16 protein-coding genes are annotated in these 16,369 nt (G+C 75.1%); 7 read left to right on the forward strand and 9 right to left on the reverse strand.

Features of this window, described 5'->3' with window-relative positions:
- The first annotated feature begins 141 nt into the window (after nt 1–141).
- The gene (gene hrpA / locus E9565_RS14610) at nt 142–4,101 is read left to right on the forward strand and encodes an ATP-dependent RNA helicase HrpA (RefSeq protein ID WP_236835642.1); all 3,960 of its coding nucleotides are present in this window, start codon (nt 142–144) and stop codon (nt 4,099–4,101) included.
- Here the strand turns inward: hrpA and E9565_RS14615 are convergent.
- Nucleotides 4,098–4,466, reverse strand: a complete 369-nt coding sequence (locus tag E9565_RS14615; protein ID WP_236827764.1) for a hypothetical protein — start codon at nt 4,464–4,466, stop codon at nt 4,098–4,100. The genes hrpA and E9565_RS14615 overlap by 4 nt on opposite strands.
- 208 nt (nt 4,467–4,674) lie before the next feature.
- Between E9565_RS14615 and E9565_RS14620 the strand changes: the two genes are divergently transcribed.
- The 3 genes from E9565_RS14620 (at nt 4,675) to E9565_RS14630 (ending at nt 6,707) form a co-directional block, all read left to right on the forward strand.
- Nucleotides 4,675–5,064, forward strand: a complete 390-nt coding sequence (locus tag E9565_RS14620; RefSeq protein WP_236835644.1) for an ATP-binding protein — start codon at nt 4,675–4,677, stop codon at nt 5,062–5,064.
- A 75-nt stretch (nt 5,065–5,139) separates the two neighbouring features.
- Nucleotides 5,140–5,304 (forward strand): hypothetical protein, encoded by a 165-nt coding sequence (locus E9565_RS14625; protein WP_236827766.1) that lies wholly within the window; start codon nt 5,140–5,142, stop codon nt 5,302–5,304.
- Between the two features lie 86 nt (nt 5,305–5,390).
- On the forward strand, nt 5,391–6,707 hold the full coding sequence (locus tag E9565_RS14630) for a cytochrome P450 (RefSeq protein WP_236835646.1): 1,317 nt from the start codon (nt 5,391–5,393) through the stop codon (nt 6,705–6,707).
- A 107-nt stretch (nt 6,708–6,814) separates the two neighbouring features.
- Here the strand turns inward: E9565_RS14630 and E9565_RS14635 are convergent, their stop codons facing one another.
- On the reverse strand, nt 6,815–8,125 hold the full coding sequence (locus tag E9565_RS14635; protein ID WP_236827768.1) for a sulfate adenylyltransferase subunit 1: 1,311 nt from the start codon (nt 8,123–8,125) through the stop codon (nt 6,815–6,817).
- 71 nt (nt 8,126–8,196) lie between these two features.
- Here E9565_RS14635 and E9565_RS14640 point away from each other — a divergent pair, with 71 nt between their 5' ends.
- A complete protein-coding gene (locus E9565_RS14640; protein WP_236827769.1) occupies nt 8,197–8,418 on the forward strand; it encodes a hypothetical protein in 222 nt (73 codons plus the stop codon).
- On the opposite strand, the gene cysD is transcribed toward E9565_RS14640, so the two are convergent.
- The 6 genes from cysD to E9565_RS14670 all read right to left on the reverse strand — a co-directional run bounded on the left by cysD (nt 8,409) and on the right by E9565_RS14670 (nt 13,993).
- Nucleotides 8,409–9,317, reverse strand: a complete 909-nt coding sequence (gene cysD, locus E9565_RS14645) for a sulfate adenylyltransferase subunit CysD (RefSeq protein WP_236827770.1) — start codon at nt 9,315–9,317, stop codon at nt 8,409–8,411. The two genes, E9565_RS14640 and cysD, sit on opposite strands and share 10 nt — an antisense overlap.
- 82 nt (nt 9,318–9,399) lie before the next feature.
- Nucleotides 9,400–10,149 carry an inositol monophosphatase family protein gene (locus E9565_RS14650; protein ID WP_236835648.1) on the reverse strand — a complete coding sequence of 250 codons (750 nt, stop codon included), beginning with the start codon at nt 10,147–10,149 and terminating at the stop codon, nt 9,400–9,402.
- Nucleotides 10,140–10,862, reverse strand: coding sequence for a PaaI family thioesterase (locus E9565_RS14655; protein WP_236827772.1), 723 nt, complete (start codon nt 10,860–10,862; stop codon nt 10,140–10,142). The genes E9565_RS14650 and E9565_RS14655 overlap by 10 nt, the downstream gene beginning before the upstream one ends.
- A gap of 22 nt (nt 10,863–10,884) precedes the next feature.
- On the reverse strand, nt 10,885–12,363 hold the full coding sequence (locus E9565_RS14660; RefSeq protein ID WP_236835650.1) for a cell wall metabolism sensor histidine kinase WalK: 1,479 nt from the start codon (nt 12,361–12,363) through the stop codon (nt 10,885–10,887).
- Nucleotides 12,360–13,088: a response regulator transcription factor gene (locus E9565_RS14665; RefSeq protein ID WP_236827774.1), complete on the reverse strand. Its 729-nt coding sequence runs from the start codon at nt 13,086–13,088 to the stop codon at nt 12,360–12,362. The genes E9565_RS14660 and E9565_RS14665 overlap by 4 nt, the downstream gene beginning before the upstream one ends.
- Nucleotides 13,089–13,198: 110 nt before the next feature.
- Nucleotides 13,199–13,993, reverse strand: a complete 795-nt coding sequence (locus E9565_RS14670; protein WP_236827775.1) for a siderophore-interacting protein — start codon at nt 13,991–13,993, stop codon at nt 13,199–13,201.
- 102 nt (nt 13,994–14,095) lie between these two features.
- Between E9565_RS14670 and E9565_RS14675 the strand changes: the two genes are divergently transcribed.
- The gene (locus tag E9565_RS14675) at nt 14,096–14,305 is read left to right on the forward strand and encodes a DUF2945 domain-containing protein (protein ID WP_236827776.1); all 210 of its coding nucleotides are present in this window, start codon (nt 14,096–14,098) and stop codon (nt 14,303–14,305) included.
- A 59-nt stretch (nt 14,306–14,364) separates the two neighbouring features.
- Entirely contained in the window at nt 14,365–14,823 is a 459-nt protein-coding gene (locus tag E9565_RS14680; protein WP_236827777.1) for a DUF2795 domain-containing protein, read from the forward strand.
- 21 nt (nt 14,824–14,844) lie between these two features.
- Here the strand turns inward: E9565_RS14680 and E9565_RS14685 are convergent, their stop codons facing one another.
- Nucleotides 14,845–15,939, reverse strand: coding sequence for a hypothetical protein (locus tag E9565_RS14685; protein ID WP_236835651.1), 1,095 nt, complete (start codon nt 15,937–15,939; stop codon nt 14,845–14,847).
- Between the last annotated feature and the right edge of the window lie 430 nt (nt 15,940–16,369).

The following is a 16,369-nucleotide window of genomic DNA, read 5'->3' on the forward strand; positions in this document are numbered from 1 at the left end:
TGGTGCACGCTACACCTTGTTGTAAGGCGCATGCATCTGTTTCGGCGGGCGGGACGGCCCGGCGCGCAGACGGTGCGATGCTGGGAGGGATCACCCGCCCGCGGTGACGTCACCGAGCCGAAGAGGAGTGCGAGAACCGCCGTGACCGCCCTGCACGAGGACCTGCGGTCCCGGCTGTCGCAGCTGACCCTCCTCGACGAGCACCGGCTGGGCCGCCGGCTGGACGGGCTGCGGCGCACCAGGGACGCGCAGGCACGCGATCAGCAGCGGGCGCGCATCGTTGCCGACGTCGCCGTCGCCGAGGAGCGGATCGCGCGGCGCCGGGCGGCCGTGCCGGCGATCTCCTACCCGGAGGACCTCCCGGTCAGCGCCCGGCGCGACGACATCGCCGCCGCCCTCCGGGGCGCCCAGGTCGTCGTCGTGGCCGGGGAGACCGGCTCGGGCAAGACCACCCAGCTGCCCAAGATCGCGCTCGAGCTCGGCCGCGGCGTGCGGGGCCGGATCGGGCACACCCAGCCCCGGCGGATCGCGGCGCGCAGCGTCGCGGAGCGGATCGCCGAGGAGCTCGGCACGCCGCTGGGCGAGACCGTCGGCTACAAGATGCGCTTCAACGACCAGGTCTCGGACGCGACCCTGGTCAAGCTGATGACCGACGGCGTGCTCCTGGCCGAGATCGGGCACGACCGGCTGCTGCGCCAGTACGACACGATCATCATCGACGAGGCCCACGAGCGGAGCCTCAACATCGACTTCCTGCTGGGCTACCTCGCGCAGATCCTGCCGCGGCGCCCGGACCTGAAGCTGGTCATCACCTCGGCGACCATCGACGTCGAGCGGGTGGCCCGTCACTTCGGGGACGCGCCGGTCGTGGAGGTCAGCGGGCGCACCTACCCGGTGGAGGTCCGCTACCGGCCCGTCGTCGACCCCGATGCGAAGGCGGACGACGAGGGCTACGACCCCGACAGGGACCAGGTCACCGCGATCCTCGACGCCGTCGACGAGCTGGTCGCGGAGGGGCCCGGCGACATCCTGGTCTTCCTCGCCGGTGAGCGGGAGATCCGCGACACCCAGGACGCGCTCGCCGACCGCGCGCTGCCGGGCACGGAGATCGTCCCGCTCTACTCGCGGCTGTCGGCCGCCGACCAGCACAAGGTCTTCGCCCCGCACACCGGACGGCGGATCGTGCTGGCCACCAACGTCGCCGAGACCTCGCTGACCGTGCCGGGCATCCGCTACGTCGTCGACCCGGGGACCGCGCGGATCTCCCGGTACAGCCATCGCACCAAGGTGCAGCGCCTGCCGATCGAGCCGGTCAGCCAGGCCTCGGCCCGGCAGCGGTCGGGTCGTTGCGGCCGGCTCGGGCCGGGTGTCGCGATCCGGCTCTACACCGAGGCCGACTTCGAGAGCCGCCCCGAGTTCACCGACCCGGAGATCCTGCGCACCAACCTCGCGTCGGTGCTGCTGCAGATGGCCGCGCTCGACCTCGGCGCGGTCGAGGACTTCCCCTTCGTCGACCCGCCCGACCGGCGGGCCGTCGCCGACGGGCTGGCGCTGCTCGAGGAGCTGCACGCGCTCGACGAGCACGGGAAGCTCACCCCCACCGGCCGGGCGCTGGCCGCGCTCCCGCTGGACCCGCGGATGGCCCGCATGGTGGTCGAGGCCGACCGGCGCGGGGTGCTGGAGGAGGTGCTGGTCATCGCGGCCGGCCTCACCATCCAGGATCCGCGCGAGCGGCCCACCGAGCACCAGCAGGCCGCCGACCAGATGCACGCCCGGTTCGCCGACGAGCACTCCGACTTCCTGGCCCTGCTCAACCTGTGGCGCTACCTCGGCGAGCAGCAGGAGGCGCTCAGCGGCAACCAGTTCCGCCGCACGGTGAAGCGGGAGTTCCTGCACTACCTGCGCATCCGCGAGTGGCAGGACCTGCACGGCCAGCTGCGCGGCACCGCCCGCCGGCTGGGCATGGCCCTGCCCGGGCCGGCGACCGAGCCGGACGAGCGCGGCATCACCGCCGCGCTGCTCGCCGGGCTGCTCTCGCACGTGGGCATGCAGGCCGAGCCGGTCAAGGGGCGCGACGGCAAGCCGGGCCGCCCGGGCCGGGAGTACCTCGGCACGCGGAACACCCGGTTCGTGATCGCGCCCGGCACCCCGCTGGCGAAGAAGCCGCCGCGTTGGGTGGTGGCCGCCGAGCTGGTCGAGACCAGCCGGCTGTTCGCCCGCACGGTGGCGCGGATCGACCCCGAGACCGTCGAGAAGCTCGCCGACCACCTGGTCAAGCGCCAGTACTCGGAGCCGCGGTGGGACGCCAAGCGCGGCTCCGTCGTCGCCACCGAGCGGGTCACCCTCTACGGGCTGCCGCTGGTCGTCGGCCGCCGCGTGCAGTACGGGTCGATCGACCCGGTCGTCTCGCGGGAACTGTTCATCCGCCACGCCCTGGTGCAGGGGGAGTGGACGACCCACCACCGCTTCTGGGCCGAGAACCAGCGGGCGATCGAGCGGGTGGCCGAGCTCGAGGAGCGCGCCCGGCGGCGCGACATCGGCGTCGACGACGAGACGCTGTTCGAGCTCTACGACGCCCGGGTGCCCGCCGACGTCGTCTCCACCCGGCACTTCGACCGGTGGTGGAAGCGCGCCCGCCACGAGCAGCCCGACCTGCTCTCCTTCTCGCCGGAGATGCTGACCAACACCGCCGCGGCGGCGCAGGTGCGCCCGGAGGACTTCCCCGACGAGGTGCGGCTGGGTGGGCTGACGGCGCCGCTCACCCTGCCCCTGTCCTACGCCTTCGCGCCCGGCAGCGCCGAGGACGGCGTGACGGTCGACGTGCCGCTGGGGGTGCTGGACTCGGTCGCGGAGCGGACGTCCGGGGAGTCGCTGGCCTTCACGGTGCCCGGTCTGCGCGAGGAGCTGGTGACGGCGCTGCTGCGCACCCTGCCCAAGCAGTTCCGCCGGGCACTGGTGCCGATCCCGGACCGCGTCCGCGAGGTGCTGCCGCGCATCGATCCGGGGGAGCCGCTGCTGCCGGCGCTGGAGCGGGAGCTCCGGCGGTCGGCGGCGATCACCGTCCCGCCCGACGCCTGGCAGCCGGGGCAGGTGCCCGGCCACCTGCGCGCGACGTTCCGGGTGCTCGACGACCAGCACCGCCCCCTGGCCACGGGCAAGGACCTCGCCGCGCTCAAGGCGCAGGTGGCCCCGCAGGCGCGGGCCGGCCTGGCGCGGGCCGCCTCGGACATCGAGCGCACCGGGTGCACGTCGTGGGAGTTCGGCGAGCTGCCGCGCACCGTCGAGGTGCGCCGCGGCGGCCACGTCGTCACGGCGCACCCCGCGCTGGTGGACGAGGGGGCGACGGTCGGCATCCGGGTCGTCCCCACCGAGGCGGAGGCGACCCGGTTGACCTGGCGCGGCGCCCGGCGGCTGCTGGTGCTGGTCGCCGGCTCGCCGGTCAAGCAGGTGGTCAAGGGGCTGGGCCCGGCCACACGGCTGGCCCTGCAGTTCAACCCGGACGGCGAGATCCCCGACCTGGTCGCCGACTGCGTGGACGCGGCCGCCGACGAGCTGATCGCCGCCGCCGGCGGGCCACCCCGCGACGAGGCCGCCTTCGACGCCCTCGTCGCCTCCGCGAAGGGGGAGCTGCACCGGCTCACCGTCGACACGGTCACGCGCGTCGAGGCCGTGCTGAGCCGGGCGCGCGAGGTGGCGGTGGCGATCGGTGGCGCACCCGCCCGCCGGGTGCCCGAGGCGGCGGTGGCCGACCTGCGGCGCCAGATGACGGGGCTGCTGCACCGCGGGTTCGTCGCCGGCACCGGCCGCCGCCGGCTGCCCGACCTCGTCCGGTACCTCACCGCGATGGTGCACCGGCTGGAGAAGCTGCCGGCCAACGCGGCGCGCGACGAGCTGTGGATGCAGCAGGTGGCCGCCGTGACGGCGGAGTACGAGCAGCTCCGGAGGCAGGTCCCGCCGACCGGTGCGCCCGACGACCCGGTGACCCGGGTGCGCTGGATGCTCGAGGAGCTGCGGGTGGGCCTGTTCGCCCAGAACGTGGGCACCCCCCGCCCGGTGTCCGAGCAGCGCATCTACAAGGCGATCGACGCGATCGGCGTCTAGGGCCGCGGTCCGGCGCCGTTCTCCTTCAGCAGGGCCGAGATGCGCTGGCGGGTGACGCCGAAGAGCGCGGCGATCCGGTTGATGCTCACCTGCTCGCGCTGCAGGGCCGCAGCCTCCTCCCGCCGGAAGGCGTGGCCGGCGGTCGCGAGGGAGGCGAGGACGGTGGAGACGCTCTCCACCACCAGCGGGCCGGACTCCTCGGTGACCAGGTGCAGCCAGGACCGGCCGGCGCGGCGCTCGGCCAGCAGCAGGTCGGCGCGGGCGCGGGCGTGCTGCAGCTCGGCGAGGGAGGAGTCGATGCAGGCGATCAGGCGCTCCAGCGCCGCCTCGGCCGGTTCGTCCGGCGTTCCGTGCGGGCCGCTCATCGCTGCTCCTCACGGACGTCGGCGGTGTGTCGGGAGAACTCTAGCGGGACATGTGTTGCACACAACCGGCCTCGTGGGGCAAGGGGGGGTGCGCCCCGGAGGTCCCGCGTGGCAGGTTGTGCGCAACCAGTCGAGCTCCCCGGTCTGCCGACGTCGCCACCGCCGGGCGACCAGCCGCCTGCCCGCCCGCCGCAGATCGGACCCGCCCATGTCCACGCTCAGCGCCAGCCTCGACCTCCCGCCGGTCGCGGCCAGCGTCCCGGCCGCCCGGCGGCTGGTCCGGCAGCTGCTGGGCGCCTGGGGTGCCCGCCAGGACCACGACGACGCCGCCCTGCTGGTGACCGAGCTCGTGGCCAACGTCGTGGACCACGTCGGCGGCACCGCCTGCCTGACCGTGGAGGCGACCCTCTCGGACGACTGGCTGCGCCTCGCCGTCGTCGACTGCTCGCCGGTCCGCCCCGTGGTCCAGCAGTTCTCCGGGAACCGCCCCCGGGGCCGGGGGATGCTCATGGTCGAGGTGCTCGCCGACCGGTGGGGGTGCGAGGAGCACCGCGACGGCAAGCGCGTGTGGTTCGAGCTGCGCCCACCCCTGCTGTGACGCGCCGGCTGGTTTGCCGCGGTCGCCGATCGGGGACGGGCGAGGAGGAAGCCAGCCGAAGGAAGGGACTGCGCGATGAGCGAGCCGAACACCCACGCCGCCGGTGAGAACGTCTCCGACGAGGAGATGGTCGAGACGGTGGCGAGCCAGACCGACAGCGCGTCGGAGAACGCCGACGTCGCGGGCAAGGACTGGGACGGCGACCCGGGGTCCGCGCCGGCCCCCAGCGACGAGGCCTGAGTCCCGGAAGTCCCGCACCGCCCCCGCCCCGCACGCCGGGCCGGGGGCGGTGCCGCGTCCGGCCCCGGCGTTGGCACACTGCGGTGATGACCGCCACAGCGGAGCAGCTGGCCCGGCCCGCCCGCACCGCGGCCCGCTGGGCCGTCCGGCACGGGCTGCCCGCCGTCTACCTCTCCCGCAGCGCCCGCCGGGGTGACGCCGTCGGCCGCCTGATGCGCGACCGGGCCCTGCGGGAGCAGCCCTACGCGCTGTACGAGGAGCTGCGCGCCCGCGGGCCGCTCACCGGCAGCAGCCTCGGGCTGGTCACCACGTCGCACCCGGTGGCCCAGGAGGTGCTGCGCAGCGACCGCTTCGGTGTGGGCTGGGACCGCTCGGCGGCGCCGCGGGTGATCCGCTGGGCACTGGCGTTCGGGGACGACCCCGCCGCGGCCGGGGTGGCGGAGCCGCCGTCCATGCTCGTCGTCGACCCGCCCGACCACACCCGGTTCCGCCGGCTGGTCAGCCGGGCCTTCACCCCGCGGGCGACGGCGGCGTTCGAGCCGGCGGTCCGGCGCACCGCCGAGCGGCTCCTGGATGACCTCGAGGGCCGCGACGGCGTCGTCGACCTCGTCGATGCCTACGCGGCGCAGCTGCCCGTGCTGGTCATCGCCGAGCTCCTGGGCGTCCCGGTCGAGCGCCGCGAGGACTTCCTCCGCTGGGGGGCGGCGGCCGCCGCGACCCTCGACCCCGGCCTCCCGCTGGGCCGCTTCCTGGCCGCGGAGCGAGCGCTGCGGGCGATGCACCGCTTCCTCGCCGAGCACTTCGACCGGCTGCGCCGGGAGCCCGGCGAGGACCTGGTCAGCCGGCTGGTCACCCTGCCGCCCGACGAGGCGCTCACCGATCGGGAGCTGCACGCCACCGTGCTGCTGCTCCTGGGCGCCGGCTTCGAGACCACGGTCAACCTGCTGGGCAACGCCGTGGTGCTGCTGGACGCGCACCGCGACCAGTGGGCGGCCCTGCGCGGCGGCGACGCGAGCTGGGAGGACGCCGTCGAGGAGGTGCTGCGGCTGGACAGCCCGGTGCAGCTGACCGGCCGGACGGCGCGCGCGGACGTCGAGCTCGCCGGGCGACGGGTGGCCGCCGGCATGCGGGTCACGCTGCTGCTGGGGGCGGCGAACCGCGATCCCGACGTCTTCCACGACCCGGCGCGCTTCGACGTCACGCGGGCCAACGCGCGCGAGCACCTGGCCTTCTCCGGCGGCATCCACTACTGCCTGGGCGCCGGGCTGGCCCGGCTGGAGGGCGCCGTGGGCCTGCAGGTGCTCGGCGAGCGCTTCCCGGGCCTGCGTGTGGCCGGCCGCCCGGTGCGCCGCGACCTGCAGACCCTGCGCGGCTTCGCGGCGCTCCCCGTCACCCTTCGCTGACCCCCCTTGATGATCAGGTGACCGGATCATCAAGGGTCCTGGCTCACGGTCGGCGGTGAGCCAGGACCCCGTCAGCTGAGCCAGGGCACCACCGAGGGATCCCTCCGCTAGCTGCCGGGGACCAGCATCCCCGCGCCGACGGTGGCGTTGGTCGCCTCGTCGACGAGGATGAACCGCCCCGTCACGCGGTTGCGGGAGTACTCGTCCACGAACAGCGGCTGGGTGGTGCGCAACCGCACCCGGCCAATGTCGTTGAGCCCGAGCTCGCCGGCCCCCTGCTCGCGGTGCAGCGTGTTCACGTCCAGGCGGTAGACCAGCTCCTTGACCATGGCGCGCACCGACCGGGTGGTGTGCTTGACGGCCAGCCGCCGGCGCGGGCGCAGCGGCTCGTCGGTCATCCAGCACACCAGCGCGTCGAGGTCCTGGGTCACGTGCGGGGCGTTCGCCGGCCGGCAGATCAGGTCGCCGCGCGAGACGTCGAGGTCGTCGGTCAGGCGCACGGTCACCGACATGGGCGCGAAGGCCTCCGCCACCGGGCCGCGGGGCCCGTCGATGCCGGCGATCGTCGTCGTCAGGCCGCTGGGCAGCACCTGCACCTCGTCGCCGGGGCGCAGCACGCCGCTGGCGACCGTCCCGGCGTAGCCGCGGTAGTCGTGGTGCGCGTCGGACTGCGGCCGGATGACGTACTGCACCGGGAAGCGCACGTCGATCAGGTTGCGGTCGCTGGCGACGTGCACGTGCTCGAGGTGGTGCAGCAGCGAGGGGCCCTGGTACCACGGCGTGTTCTCCGACCGGCGCACGACGTTGTCGCCGTGCAGCGCCGAGATCGGCACCACGGTCAGGTCGGGGACGTCGAGCTTGGCGGCGAACGCGGTGAACTCGTCGCGGATCGCCTCGTAGGTCTCCTCCGACCAGTCGACGAGGTCCATCTTGTTGACGGCGACGACCAGGTGCGGCACCCGCAGCAGCGAGGCGAGGAAGGCGTGCCGCCGGCTCTGCTCGACCATGCCCTTGCGGGCGTCGACCAGCACGATCGCGAGGTCGGCGGTCGAGGCGCCGGTGACCATGTTCCGCGTGTACTGCACGTGACCGGGGGTGTCGGCCAGGATGAACGTGCGCCGCGGGGTGGCGAAGTACCGGTAGGCGACGTCGATGGTGATGCCCTGCTCGCGCTCGGCGCGCAGGCCGTCGGTGAGCAGCGCGAGGTCGACGTAGTCGCCCTTGCTGGCCCGCTCGACCGCCTCGTACTGGTCCTCGAAGACGGCCTTGCTGTCGTAGAGCAGGCGGCCGATCAGCGTGCTCTTGCCGTCGTCCACCGAGCCGGCGGTGGCGATGCGCAGGATGTCCTTGCGCGCGGTGGCGATCTCGGCGGCGGCCTCGGCGGCGGCCGAGTGGACGTCGACGGGTGCGTCGGTCATCGGGCGGTCTCCTGGCGCGGTGCGGCGGCGTGGCGGACGCTGGTGTCCGTCGACGACCGGGGAGGCAGCGGGTGTTCGTTCTGCTCGCCGTACCGGGGCTGCTCGTCGTGGTCGCGGGGTACGTCGTCGGCTTCGCCGTGGCGGACTGGGCGTACGGGCTGCTCGGCGCGCGGCCGGGCGGGACGCCGGAGGTCGCCGGCTGGGTGACGGGGCTGCTGCTGCTCGCCGTCGTGCTGAAGCTGGTGGTGGGCCGCCTGCGCCGCCGGGGTCAGGACCGCGGGCATCAGAAGTAGCCCTCCTTCTTGCGGTCCTCCATGGCGGCGTCGCTGACCTTGTCGTCCCCGCGGGTGGCCCCGCGCTCGGTCATGCGGGTCACCGCGATCTCGGCGATGACCTCCTCGACCGTGGTGGCGGTCGAGGGGACGGCGGCGGTCAGGTTGGCGTCGCCGACCGTGCGGTAGCGGACGCTCCGGCGCTGCACCTGCTCGCCCTCGCGCGGGGTGATGAACTCGTTGACCGCGTAGAGCATCCCCTGGCGCTCGACGACGTCCCGCTCCTGGGCCAGGTACAGCGGGGGGATGGCGATCTCCTCGCGGAGGACGTACTGCCAGATGTCCAGCTCGGTCCAGTTCGACAGCGGGAAGACGCGGATCGACTCGCCGAGGTGGATGCGGCCGTTGTAGAGGTCCCAGAGCTCGGGGCGCTGGTTCTTCGGGTCCCACTGGCCGAACTCGTCGCGGAAGGAGAACACCCGCTCCTTGGCGCGGGCCTTGTCCTCGTCGCGGCGGGCGCCGCCGAACAGGGCGGTGAAGCCGTGCTCCTCGACCGCGTCGAGCAGGACCGGCGTCTGGATGCGGTTCCTGGAGCCGTTGGGCTCCTCCTTGACGGTGCCGGCCGCGATCGCGTCGGGCACCGAGGCGACCACGAGCTGGACGTCGAGCTCCGCGACCCGCTTGTCGCGGAAGGCCAGCACCTCGGGGAAGTTCAGCCCGGTGTCCACGTGCATGACGGGGAACGGGATGCGGGCGGGCGCGAACGCCTTGCGGGCCAGCTCCAGCATCACGATGGAGTCCTTGCCGCCGGAGAACAGCAGCACCGGCCGCTCGAGCTCGGCCACCACCTCACGGATGACGTGGATGGACTCGGCCTCCAGCGTCTCCAGCTGGCTGAGCCGGTAGTCGGGCGTCGTCACGCGCGCATGCTCCACGGGTAGGGATCGGGTCGGCGACCGGCGCAACCCGATCGGTTCGGTGCGGATTCCCGCCCAGTGTCCGCTATCGGGCCGCGGCCACCGCAGCCAGCACCTCGGGCGCCAGCTCGGAGCGGGCGACCACCAGGTCCGGGAGCGAGGGGTCGGGGTCGTTGTAGACCAGCGGCGAGCCGTCCAGCCGGCAGGTCACCAGCCCCGCGGCGCGGGCCACGGCGACCGGCGCGGCGGAGTCCCACTGGTACATGCCGCCGCCGTGCACGTAGGCGTCGACCTCCCCGCGCACGACGGCCAGGGTCTTGTAGCCCGCCGAGCCCAGCGGCACCAGCTCGCCCCCCAGCGCGTCGGCCACGGCCTGCGCCTCGGCCGGTGGGCGGGTGCGGCTGACGGCGATGCGCACCGGTCCCCCCGGGCGGGGCGGCAGTGCGGGGGCCGGCTCGGTGACGTGCACCTCGTCCAGCGCCGGCAGCGCCACCGCGGCGGCGACCAGGTCACCCCCGGCCCAGAGGGCGACGTGCACCGCCCAGTCGGCGCGGGCGGGGTCGGAGTACTCGCGGGTGCCGTCGAGCGGGTCGACGATCCAGACGCGGTCGGCGGTCAGCCGGCGGGCGTCGTCCACCGCCTCCTCGCTGAACACCGCGTCGCCGGGGCGGGCGCCGGTGAGCACACCCAGGATCGCCTGCTGCGCGGCCGCGTCACCGGCGTCGCCGAGCGCGCGCCCTCCCGGGCCGCCGTCGCGCAGCGGCAGCAGCGCCGCGGCCGCGGCCCGTGCGGCGGCCACGGCGACGGCGACGTCGGAGCCGGGGGTCAGCTCCACTGCACCGAGGTGGCGTCGCCGGGACGGCGGGGCGGGGTGTGCCGGCCGGCCGCGTCGGTGATGGTGCCGAAGTAGGCCTGCGCCTTCTCCGGGCGCGGCATGACGAAGATGCCGCGGGCCTCGACCAGCGGGCGCCCGGGGTCGTCCGCCAGCGCGATCGTGCCGACGATCACCGACTTGCGGCCCTCGTTGCTCTCCACCCGGGCCCGCATCACCAGCGGGGTCTGCAACGGCAGCGGGCCGCGGTAGTCCAGCTCAAGGTGCGCGGTCATGCCCCACAGCCCCGCCGCGCCGGCCGCGCTGCCGAGCAGCTGGTCCATGAAGAGGGCGCTCATCCCGCCGTGCACGTAGCTGGGCGGGCCCTCGTACGCGACGCCCAGGGTCACCTCGGCGACCACGCCGCCCTCCTCCCGGCGCACCACCAGGGGCGGGGCGAGGGCGTTGCCGATGCCGACGACCGGGTTGAACACGCGCCGGCCCACCGACGGGTCGTCCAGCACCGGGAGCTGGGCGGCGGGGCGCCGGGACGCGCCGATCGCCGCGGTCGCCCGGCGGACCTGCTCGGCCGCCGCGGCCACCTCCGCCGCGGGCGCCGTGGTGACCACCGAGGCCTCGATCAGCTCGCGGAGCGCGGCCCCCAGCTCGGTGGAGGCCGCCATGAGCTCGGGGTCGTAGGGGGCCCCGGTCTCGGCGGGGGCGTCGTTCGTCGTCACCGGGCGATGGTCGCAAGCGGCCTCAGGCCGCCGGTGCGCCACCCCCGGGGGGTCCGCTCCTCGGCAGCCGCACGGTCACCGCGAGCCCCTCCCCGGGCGCGGTCTCCAGCGACGCCGACCCGCCGTGGGCGGCGGCCAGCGAGGCGACGATGGAGAGCCCCAACCCGGTGCCCCCGGCGGCGCGGGTGCGGGAGGCGTCCGCCCGGTAGAACCGCTCGAACGCGCGCTCGGCGTCGGCCGGGTCCATCCCGGGGCCCTCGTCGGCGACCCGCAGCAGCAGGACGTCGGGATCGTCGGGGGCCTCCGCCACCGAGACCAGCACCCGGGTGGACGGCGGGGTGTGGGTGAGGGCGTTGGTGACGAGGTTGCCGACCACCTGGCGCAGCCGGCTCTCGTCGCCGAGCACGACCGGCACGTCGGTGAGCGACTCGTCCAGGTGCAGGCTGATCGGCCGGTCGGGCTGGACGGCGCGGGCGTCGTGCACCGCGTCGCCGGCGACGGCGGCCAGGTCGACCGGGGCCACGGACAGCGGTCGCTGCTGGTCCATGCGGGCGAGCAGCAGCAGGTCCTCGACGAGCAGGCCCATCCGGCCGCCCTCGGCCTCGATGCGCTGCATGAGGCGGGCGACGTCCTCGTCCGAGCGGACGGCGCCCTGCCGGTACAGCTCGGCGAAGCCGCGGATGGAGGTCAGCGGGGTGCGCAGCTCGTGGCTGGCGTCGGCGACGAACCGGCGCATGCGGTGCTCGGACCCGCGCGCCTGCTCCTCCGACGCCTGCTGGGCGCGGAAGGCGGTCTCGATGCGGGCGAGCATGCCGTTCAGCGCCGTCGAGAGCCGCCCCACCTCGGTGCGCTCGTCACCGACCGGGACGCGCCGGGAGAGGTCGCCCGCGGCGATGGCGGCGGCGGTGCGCTCGACGTCGACCAGCGGGCGCAGGCTGTTGCGCACCAGCACGTAGCCGGCGGCGCCCAGCACGACCAGGAGGGAGAGCCCCACGACCAGCTCGATGCGGACCAGCCGGGCGATGGCCCGCTCCACGCCCGAGTTGTCGTCGCCGACGACCAGGGTGTAGCCGCCGGGGAGCTGGCCCGAGGTCATCCGCCACCGCTCGCCGTCGACCCAGACCGTGAACGGGCGGCTGTCGGCCCGGAGCCGCTCCACCGCCTTGCCGCTCAACTCGGGCATCTCGTCCCCGCCCGGCCCCTGGGGCTCGCCGAGGACGACCGGCTCGTCGCTGCCCGGCGGGAGGCAGGCGACGAAGAACGGGTTGGGCGCCGCGTCCCCGGGCTGGCGGCAGGCGGCCGCCACCTCGGGGCGCAGGTTGTACTCGACGAGGATGCGCAGCTCGGCGTCCCGCTGGTCCTGCAGGTAGTCGCGCAGCAGCGAGGTGGTGGCCAGGCCGGTCGCGAGCAGGGCGGCGCTCAGCAGCGCCACCAGCAGCGCGACGAGGGTGACCCGGAGCGGGACCCGCGGGCCCCGTACCGGCGCGGGCGGAGGGGTCATGCCCCCCGGGGCAGCCGCAGCGTGTACCCGACCCCCCGGATGGTGTGCAGCAGCCGCGGCTCGGTCGTGTCGATCTTGCGGCGGAGGTAGGAGATGTAGGACTCGACGACGTTGGCCTCGCCGTTGAAGTCGTAGTTCCACACGTGGTCGAGGATCTGCGCCTTGGACAGCACCCGCCCGGCGTTGGCCATGAGGTAGCGCAGCAGCTTGAACTCGGTGGGGGACAGGCTGATCACCTCCCCGGCCTTGATGACCTCGTGGCTCTCCTCGTCCAGCTCGATGTCGGCGAAGGTGAGCCGCGGGGCCTCGGCGCCCCGCTGCGCGCCTGTGGTGCGGCGCAGCACGGCGCGGATGCGGGCCACCACCTCGTCCAGGCTGAACGGCTTGGTCACGTAGTCGTCCCCGCCGAGGGTCAGGCCGGAGACCTTGTCCTCCGCGGCGTCCCGGGCGGTGAGGAACAGCACCGGGGTGTGGCGGCCGCTCTCCCGCAGCCGCCGGACGACGCCGAAGCCGTCGAGCCCGGGCATCATCACGTCGAGCACCAGCAGGTCGGGCCGGAACGAGGCGGCCAGGGCCAGTGCCTGCTGGCCGTCCGCGGCGGTGGCCACCTCGAAGCCCGCGTAGCGGAGGCTCGCCGACAGCAGCTCGCGGATGTTGGGCTCGTCGTCCACCACGAGCAGGCGGGCCTCGGGGGTGGTGCGCCCCGTGGGCTGGGGTCCGGACATCGTTCCTCCGGGGGCGTGCGCCGGTGCCGTCGACATGCACCCAGGGTGGAGGCGGCGGCTGCGGTCGGTCTGGACGCTACCTGTGAACACCCTGGACGACCCGGGGGCGGTCAGCCGGCGGGGGCCATGGCGCGCCCGCGCCGCCAGTAACCGATCGCGTGGTGCTGCGCCCGCCCCAGCCCCCAGCGCCCGCGGAGATCGGCGCGGATGGCGCGGACCGCGGCCGACTCGGCGCCCACCCACGCGAAGACGTCGTCGCCCGGCGGGCGCTCGAGCGACGCCACCGCGTCGACCAGGAGCGTGCTCTCACCCGGCGGGGTGGCGCCCCGGTGCAGCCAGCGCAGCTCGACCCCCGGCGGGCCGGCGAGCGGCTGCTCCTCCTCCGGCCCGGTCACCTCCAGGAAGGCGACGCCGGTGGTGCCGGCCGGGGCGGCGGCCAGGATGCGGCTCACCGCAGGCAGCGCGGTCTCGTCCGCGACCAGGAGCAGCCAGCGGGCGGGGCGCTCGGCCAGCGAGGCGGCGCCGGCGACGCCGAGGAGGGCGCCGGGGCGTGCCGCGGCGGCCCAGGAGGCGGCCGGGCCGTCGCCGTGCAGCACGAAGTCGATGTCCACCTGGCCCGCGGCCGGGTCCTGCCGGCGGGCCGTGTAGCTGCGCAGCGCCACGCCGTGGCTGCCGTCGGGCCACACCACGCGGCCGTCGCGCTGGAGCAGCGGCCAGCGGGGGGCCGCGTCGCCCACCCGCGGCACCAGGAGGTTCACCGTCGGGCCGGCGGCGGCCACGGCCTCCGGCGTTCCCGAGAGGGTCACGCGGCGGACCGAGGGGGTGACGTCGGTGACCGAGACGACGGTGAGGACGTCGACCGGGCGCAGCCCGTCGACGAGGGCGGCGTCGCTCGCGGTGGTCACGTCCTCCGAGCCTAGGGGCACCGGGCGATCGGGCCCCGGATGTGTGTCGGCACCGCAGTGGGGGCACCGGCAGGGGCAGCACCGTCCGACGAAGGGGAGACGATGGCCGACGACTTCGAGAAGGGCGACCACGTCGCCTGGAAGAGCCACGGGTCGAAGACGGAGGGCACGGTCGAGAAGAAGATCACCTCCGACACGGAGGCCTCGGGGCGCACCGTGCGCGCCAGCGAGGACGACCCGCAGTACGAGGTCCGCAGCGACAAGTCCGGCCGCACCGCGGTGCACAAGCCCGGCGCGCTCGACGAGGCCTGATCCCCGGGCGGACCGACCCTCGGCCCGGCGCTGCCGGGCCCGATCAACAGGAGGCACACGTGACCGAGTCCGCAGGCGCGTCCTCGCGCAGCACCAAGCACAACCCCCGGCTCGACGAGGAGCTCGAGCACGAGGTCCAGGGCATGCTCAAGGCCGAGCGGGCCACCCGGGCGCATGAGTGGCGCGAGGTGGAGCCGGTGGCCGAGGGCGAGCCGGACATCGACGCGGACCCGGCGGGCACGCTGGTCGGTGGCACGCCGGTGGGCATGGACGAGGACGCCGTGGTCGCCCGCGCCGAGCTGGCGCGGTGGCTGGACCGGGCCGATTTCCCGAGCAGCGGGCCCGACCTGGTCGAGGCCGCGCGCGACCACCGGGCGCCCGACGTCGTGGTCGCCGAGCTCGAGCGACTGCCCGAGGGGGAGACGTTCGAGCGGATCGGCGACGTCGTCCGGGCCCTCGGCTACCCGACCGAGACCGGCCCCGGCCCCGGGGCCTCGGAGCCCGCGCAGGACTCCTGACCCGCCCGCGGGGGCGCCGGCTCAGCCGCCGGCGCCCTCGCGCGCCTCGTCCTCGGCGATCTCCTCGGCGCCGCGCCGCCGGAACAGCTTGGAACCGGGGAAACCCTTCACGATCTGCCGCATGTCCTGCACGGTGTCGACGAGGTCGCGCACGTCGGTGCCCACGTTCTCCAGCCCCTCCAGCGCGGGGAGCACCTGGTCGTCCAGGTGGCCGAGCACCTGCGGCAGCCGGTCGATCAGCGTGATCAGGGCGTGGACCTCGGTGTCGTCGAACTCGGCTGCCAGCCGCCGCAGCGACGGCGCGAGCGCGACGAGCGCCGGCTCGTAGTCGGCGAGCAGCGGCTCCACCCGACCGACCATGCCCTCCGCGCGGCCGACGATGCCGTCGGCCCGATCGGTCGTCCCGCCCACCTGGTCGACAGCTGCCTCCGCCCTGGTGCGGGTCTCGTTCATCGCGTCGATGGCGTCGTCGGCCCTGGTCCGGGTGTGGTTCATGGCGTCGATCGCGTCGTCGGCCCTGGTCCGGGTGTGGTTCATCGCGTCGATGGCGTCGTCGGCCCTGGTGCGCGTCAGGCCCATGGCGTCGATGGCGTCGTCGGCCTTGCTGCGGGTGCGGCCCATGGCGTCGATCGCGTCGTCGGCCTTCGCGCGCGTCAGGCCCATGGCGTCGATGGCGTCGTCGGCCCTGGTGCGCGTCAGGCCCATGGCGTCGATGGCGTCGTCGGCCTTCGCGCGCGTCAGGCCCATGGCGTCGATGGCGTCGTCGGCCCTCGCGCGGGTCTCGCCGATGCCCGCGATGGCCAGGTCGGCGCTCGCCCGGGTCTCGTCGATGCCCGCGATGGCCAGGTCGGCGTTCGCCCGGGTCTCGCCGATACCGGTGATGGCCTCGTCCGCCTTCGTGCGCGTGGCATCCAGCCGCGTGATCGCGCCGTCCGCGCGGTCGAGCAGCGCCTCCACCCGGTCGACCGCGCCGGACACCCGGCCGAGCAGCCCTTCCAGCTCACCGAGCACGGCCGCGGCCCGGGGCACGAGCGCGAGCGCGTCCCCGAGGCCGTCGCGCACGCCTCCTACCAGGGCGACGACGTCGGACGGGCCGGGCACGGAGGGGAGGCGCACCGTGCGAACGCTACGCACTGCGACCGTGGCCCACCATTCGATCGTGCCCGGTCCACCCGGCAGGGGGCAGGTCGGCGGGGACGGCGCCCCGCGCGTCGGCGTGGTCATCGCGGATCCGCCCGTATCGTGGGACGACGGGCACGGGCATGCGGACGACGAGAAGGTGTCGACACCTTGGGGGATCAGCCGGCGCGGGACGGCGCGGGGGACCGCGACCTCCCCGGTCGCAAGCGCGGCGGGCGTACCCCTCGGGGCGGTGCGGCAGAGCCGGTGACCGTCGAGCAGTTGCTCGCCCGGCAGGGGAACGACGTCGGCGGCCGTCGCGCCGCCCGGCGGAGCCAGGCGGATCCCCGCGGGGGCGGTGACCGGGTCCGGCCGGCGGAGCGCGGCCGGCCGGCGCGCGGCGGAACCGCTGACGAGCCCGCCGTCC

The sequence above is a fragment of the Blastococcus sp. KM273129 genome (assembly GCF_021698995.1).
Lineage (GTDB): Bacteria > Actinomycetota > Actinomycetes > Mycobacteriales > Geodermatophilaceae > Blastococcus.

Excerpts from the sequence above, each read along its gene's own strand:
- E9565_RS14615 (WP_236827764.1), bottom strand. The coding sequence starts at position 4,466 with ATGAGCGGCCCGCACGGAACGCCGGACGAACCGGCCGAGGCGGCGCTG.
- E9565_RS14620 (WP_236835644.1), top strand. The coding sequence starts at position 4,675 with ATGTCCACGCTCAGCGCCAGCCTCGACCTCCCGCCGGTCGCGGCCAGC.
- E9565_RS14625 (WP_236827766.1), top strand. The coding sequence starts at position 5,140 with ATGAGCGAGCCGAACACCCACGCCGCCGGTGAGAACGTCTCCGACGAG.
- E9565_RS14630 (WP_236835646.1), top strand. The coding sequence starts at position 5,391 with ATGACCGCCACAGCGGAGCAGCTGGCCCGGCCCGCCCGCACCGCGGCC.
- E9565_RS14635 (WP_236827768.1), bottom strand. The coding sequence starts at position 8,125 with ATGACCGACGCACCCGTCGACGTCCACTCGGCCGCCGCCGAGGCCGCC.
- E9565_RS14660 (WP_236835650.1), bottom strand. The coding sequence starts at position 12,363 with ATGACCCCTCCGCCCGCGCCGGTACGGGGCCCGCGGGTCCCGCTCCGG.
- E9565_RS14665 (WP_236827774.1), bottom strand. The coding sequence starts at position 13,088 with ATGTCCGGACCCCAGCCCACGGGGCGCACCACCCCCGAGGCCCGCCTG.
- E9565_RS14675 (WP_236827776.1), top strand. The coding sequence starts at position 14,096 with ATGGCCGACGACTTCGAGAAGGGCGACCACGTCGCCTGGAAGAGCCAC.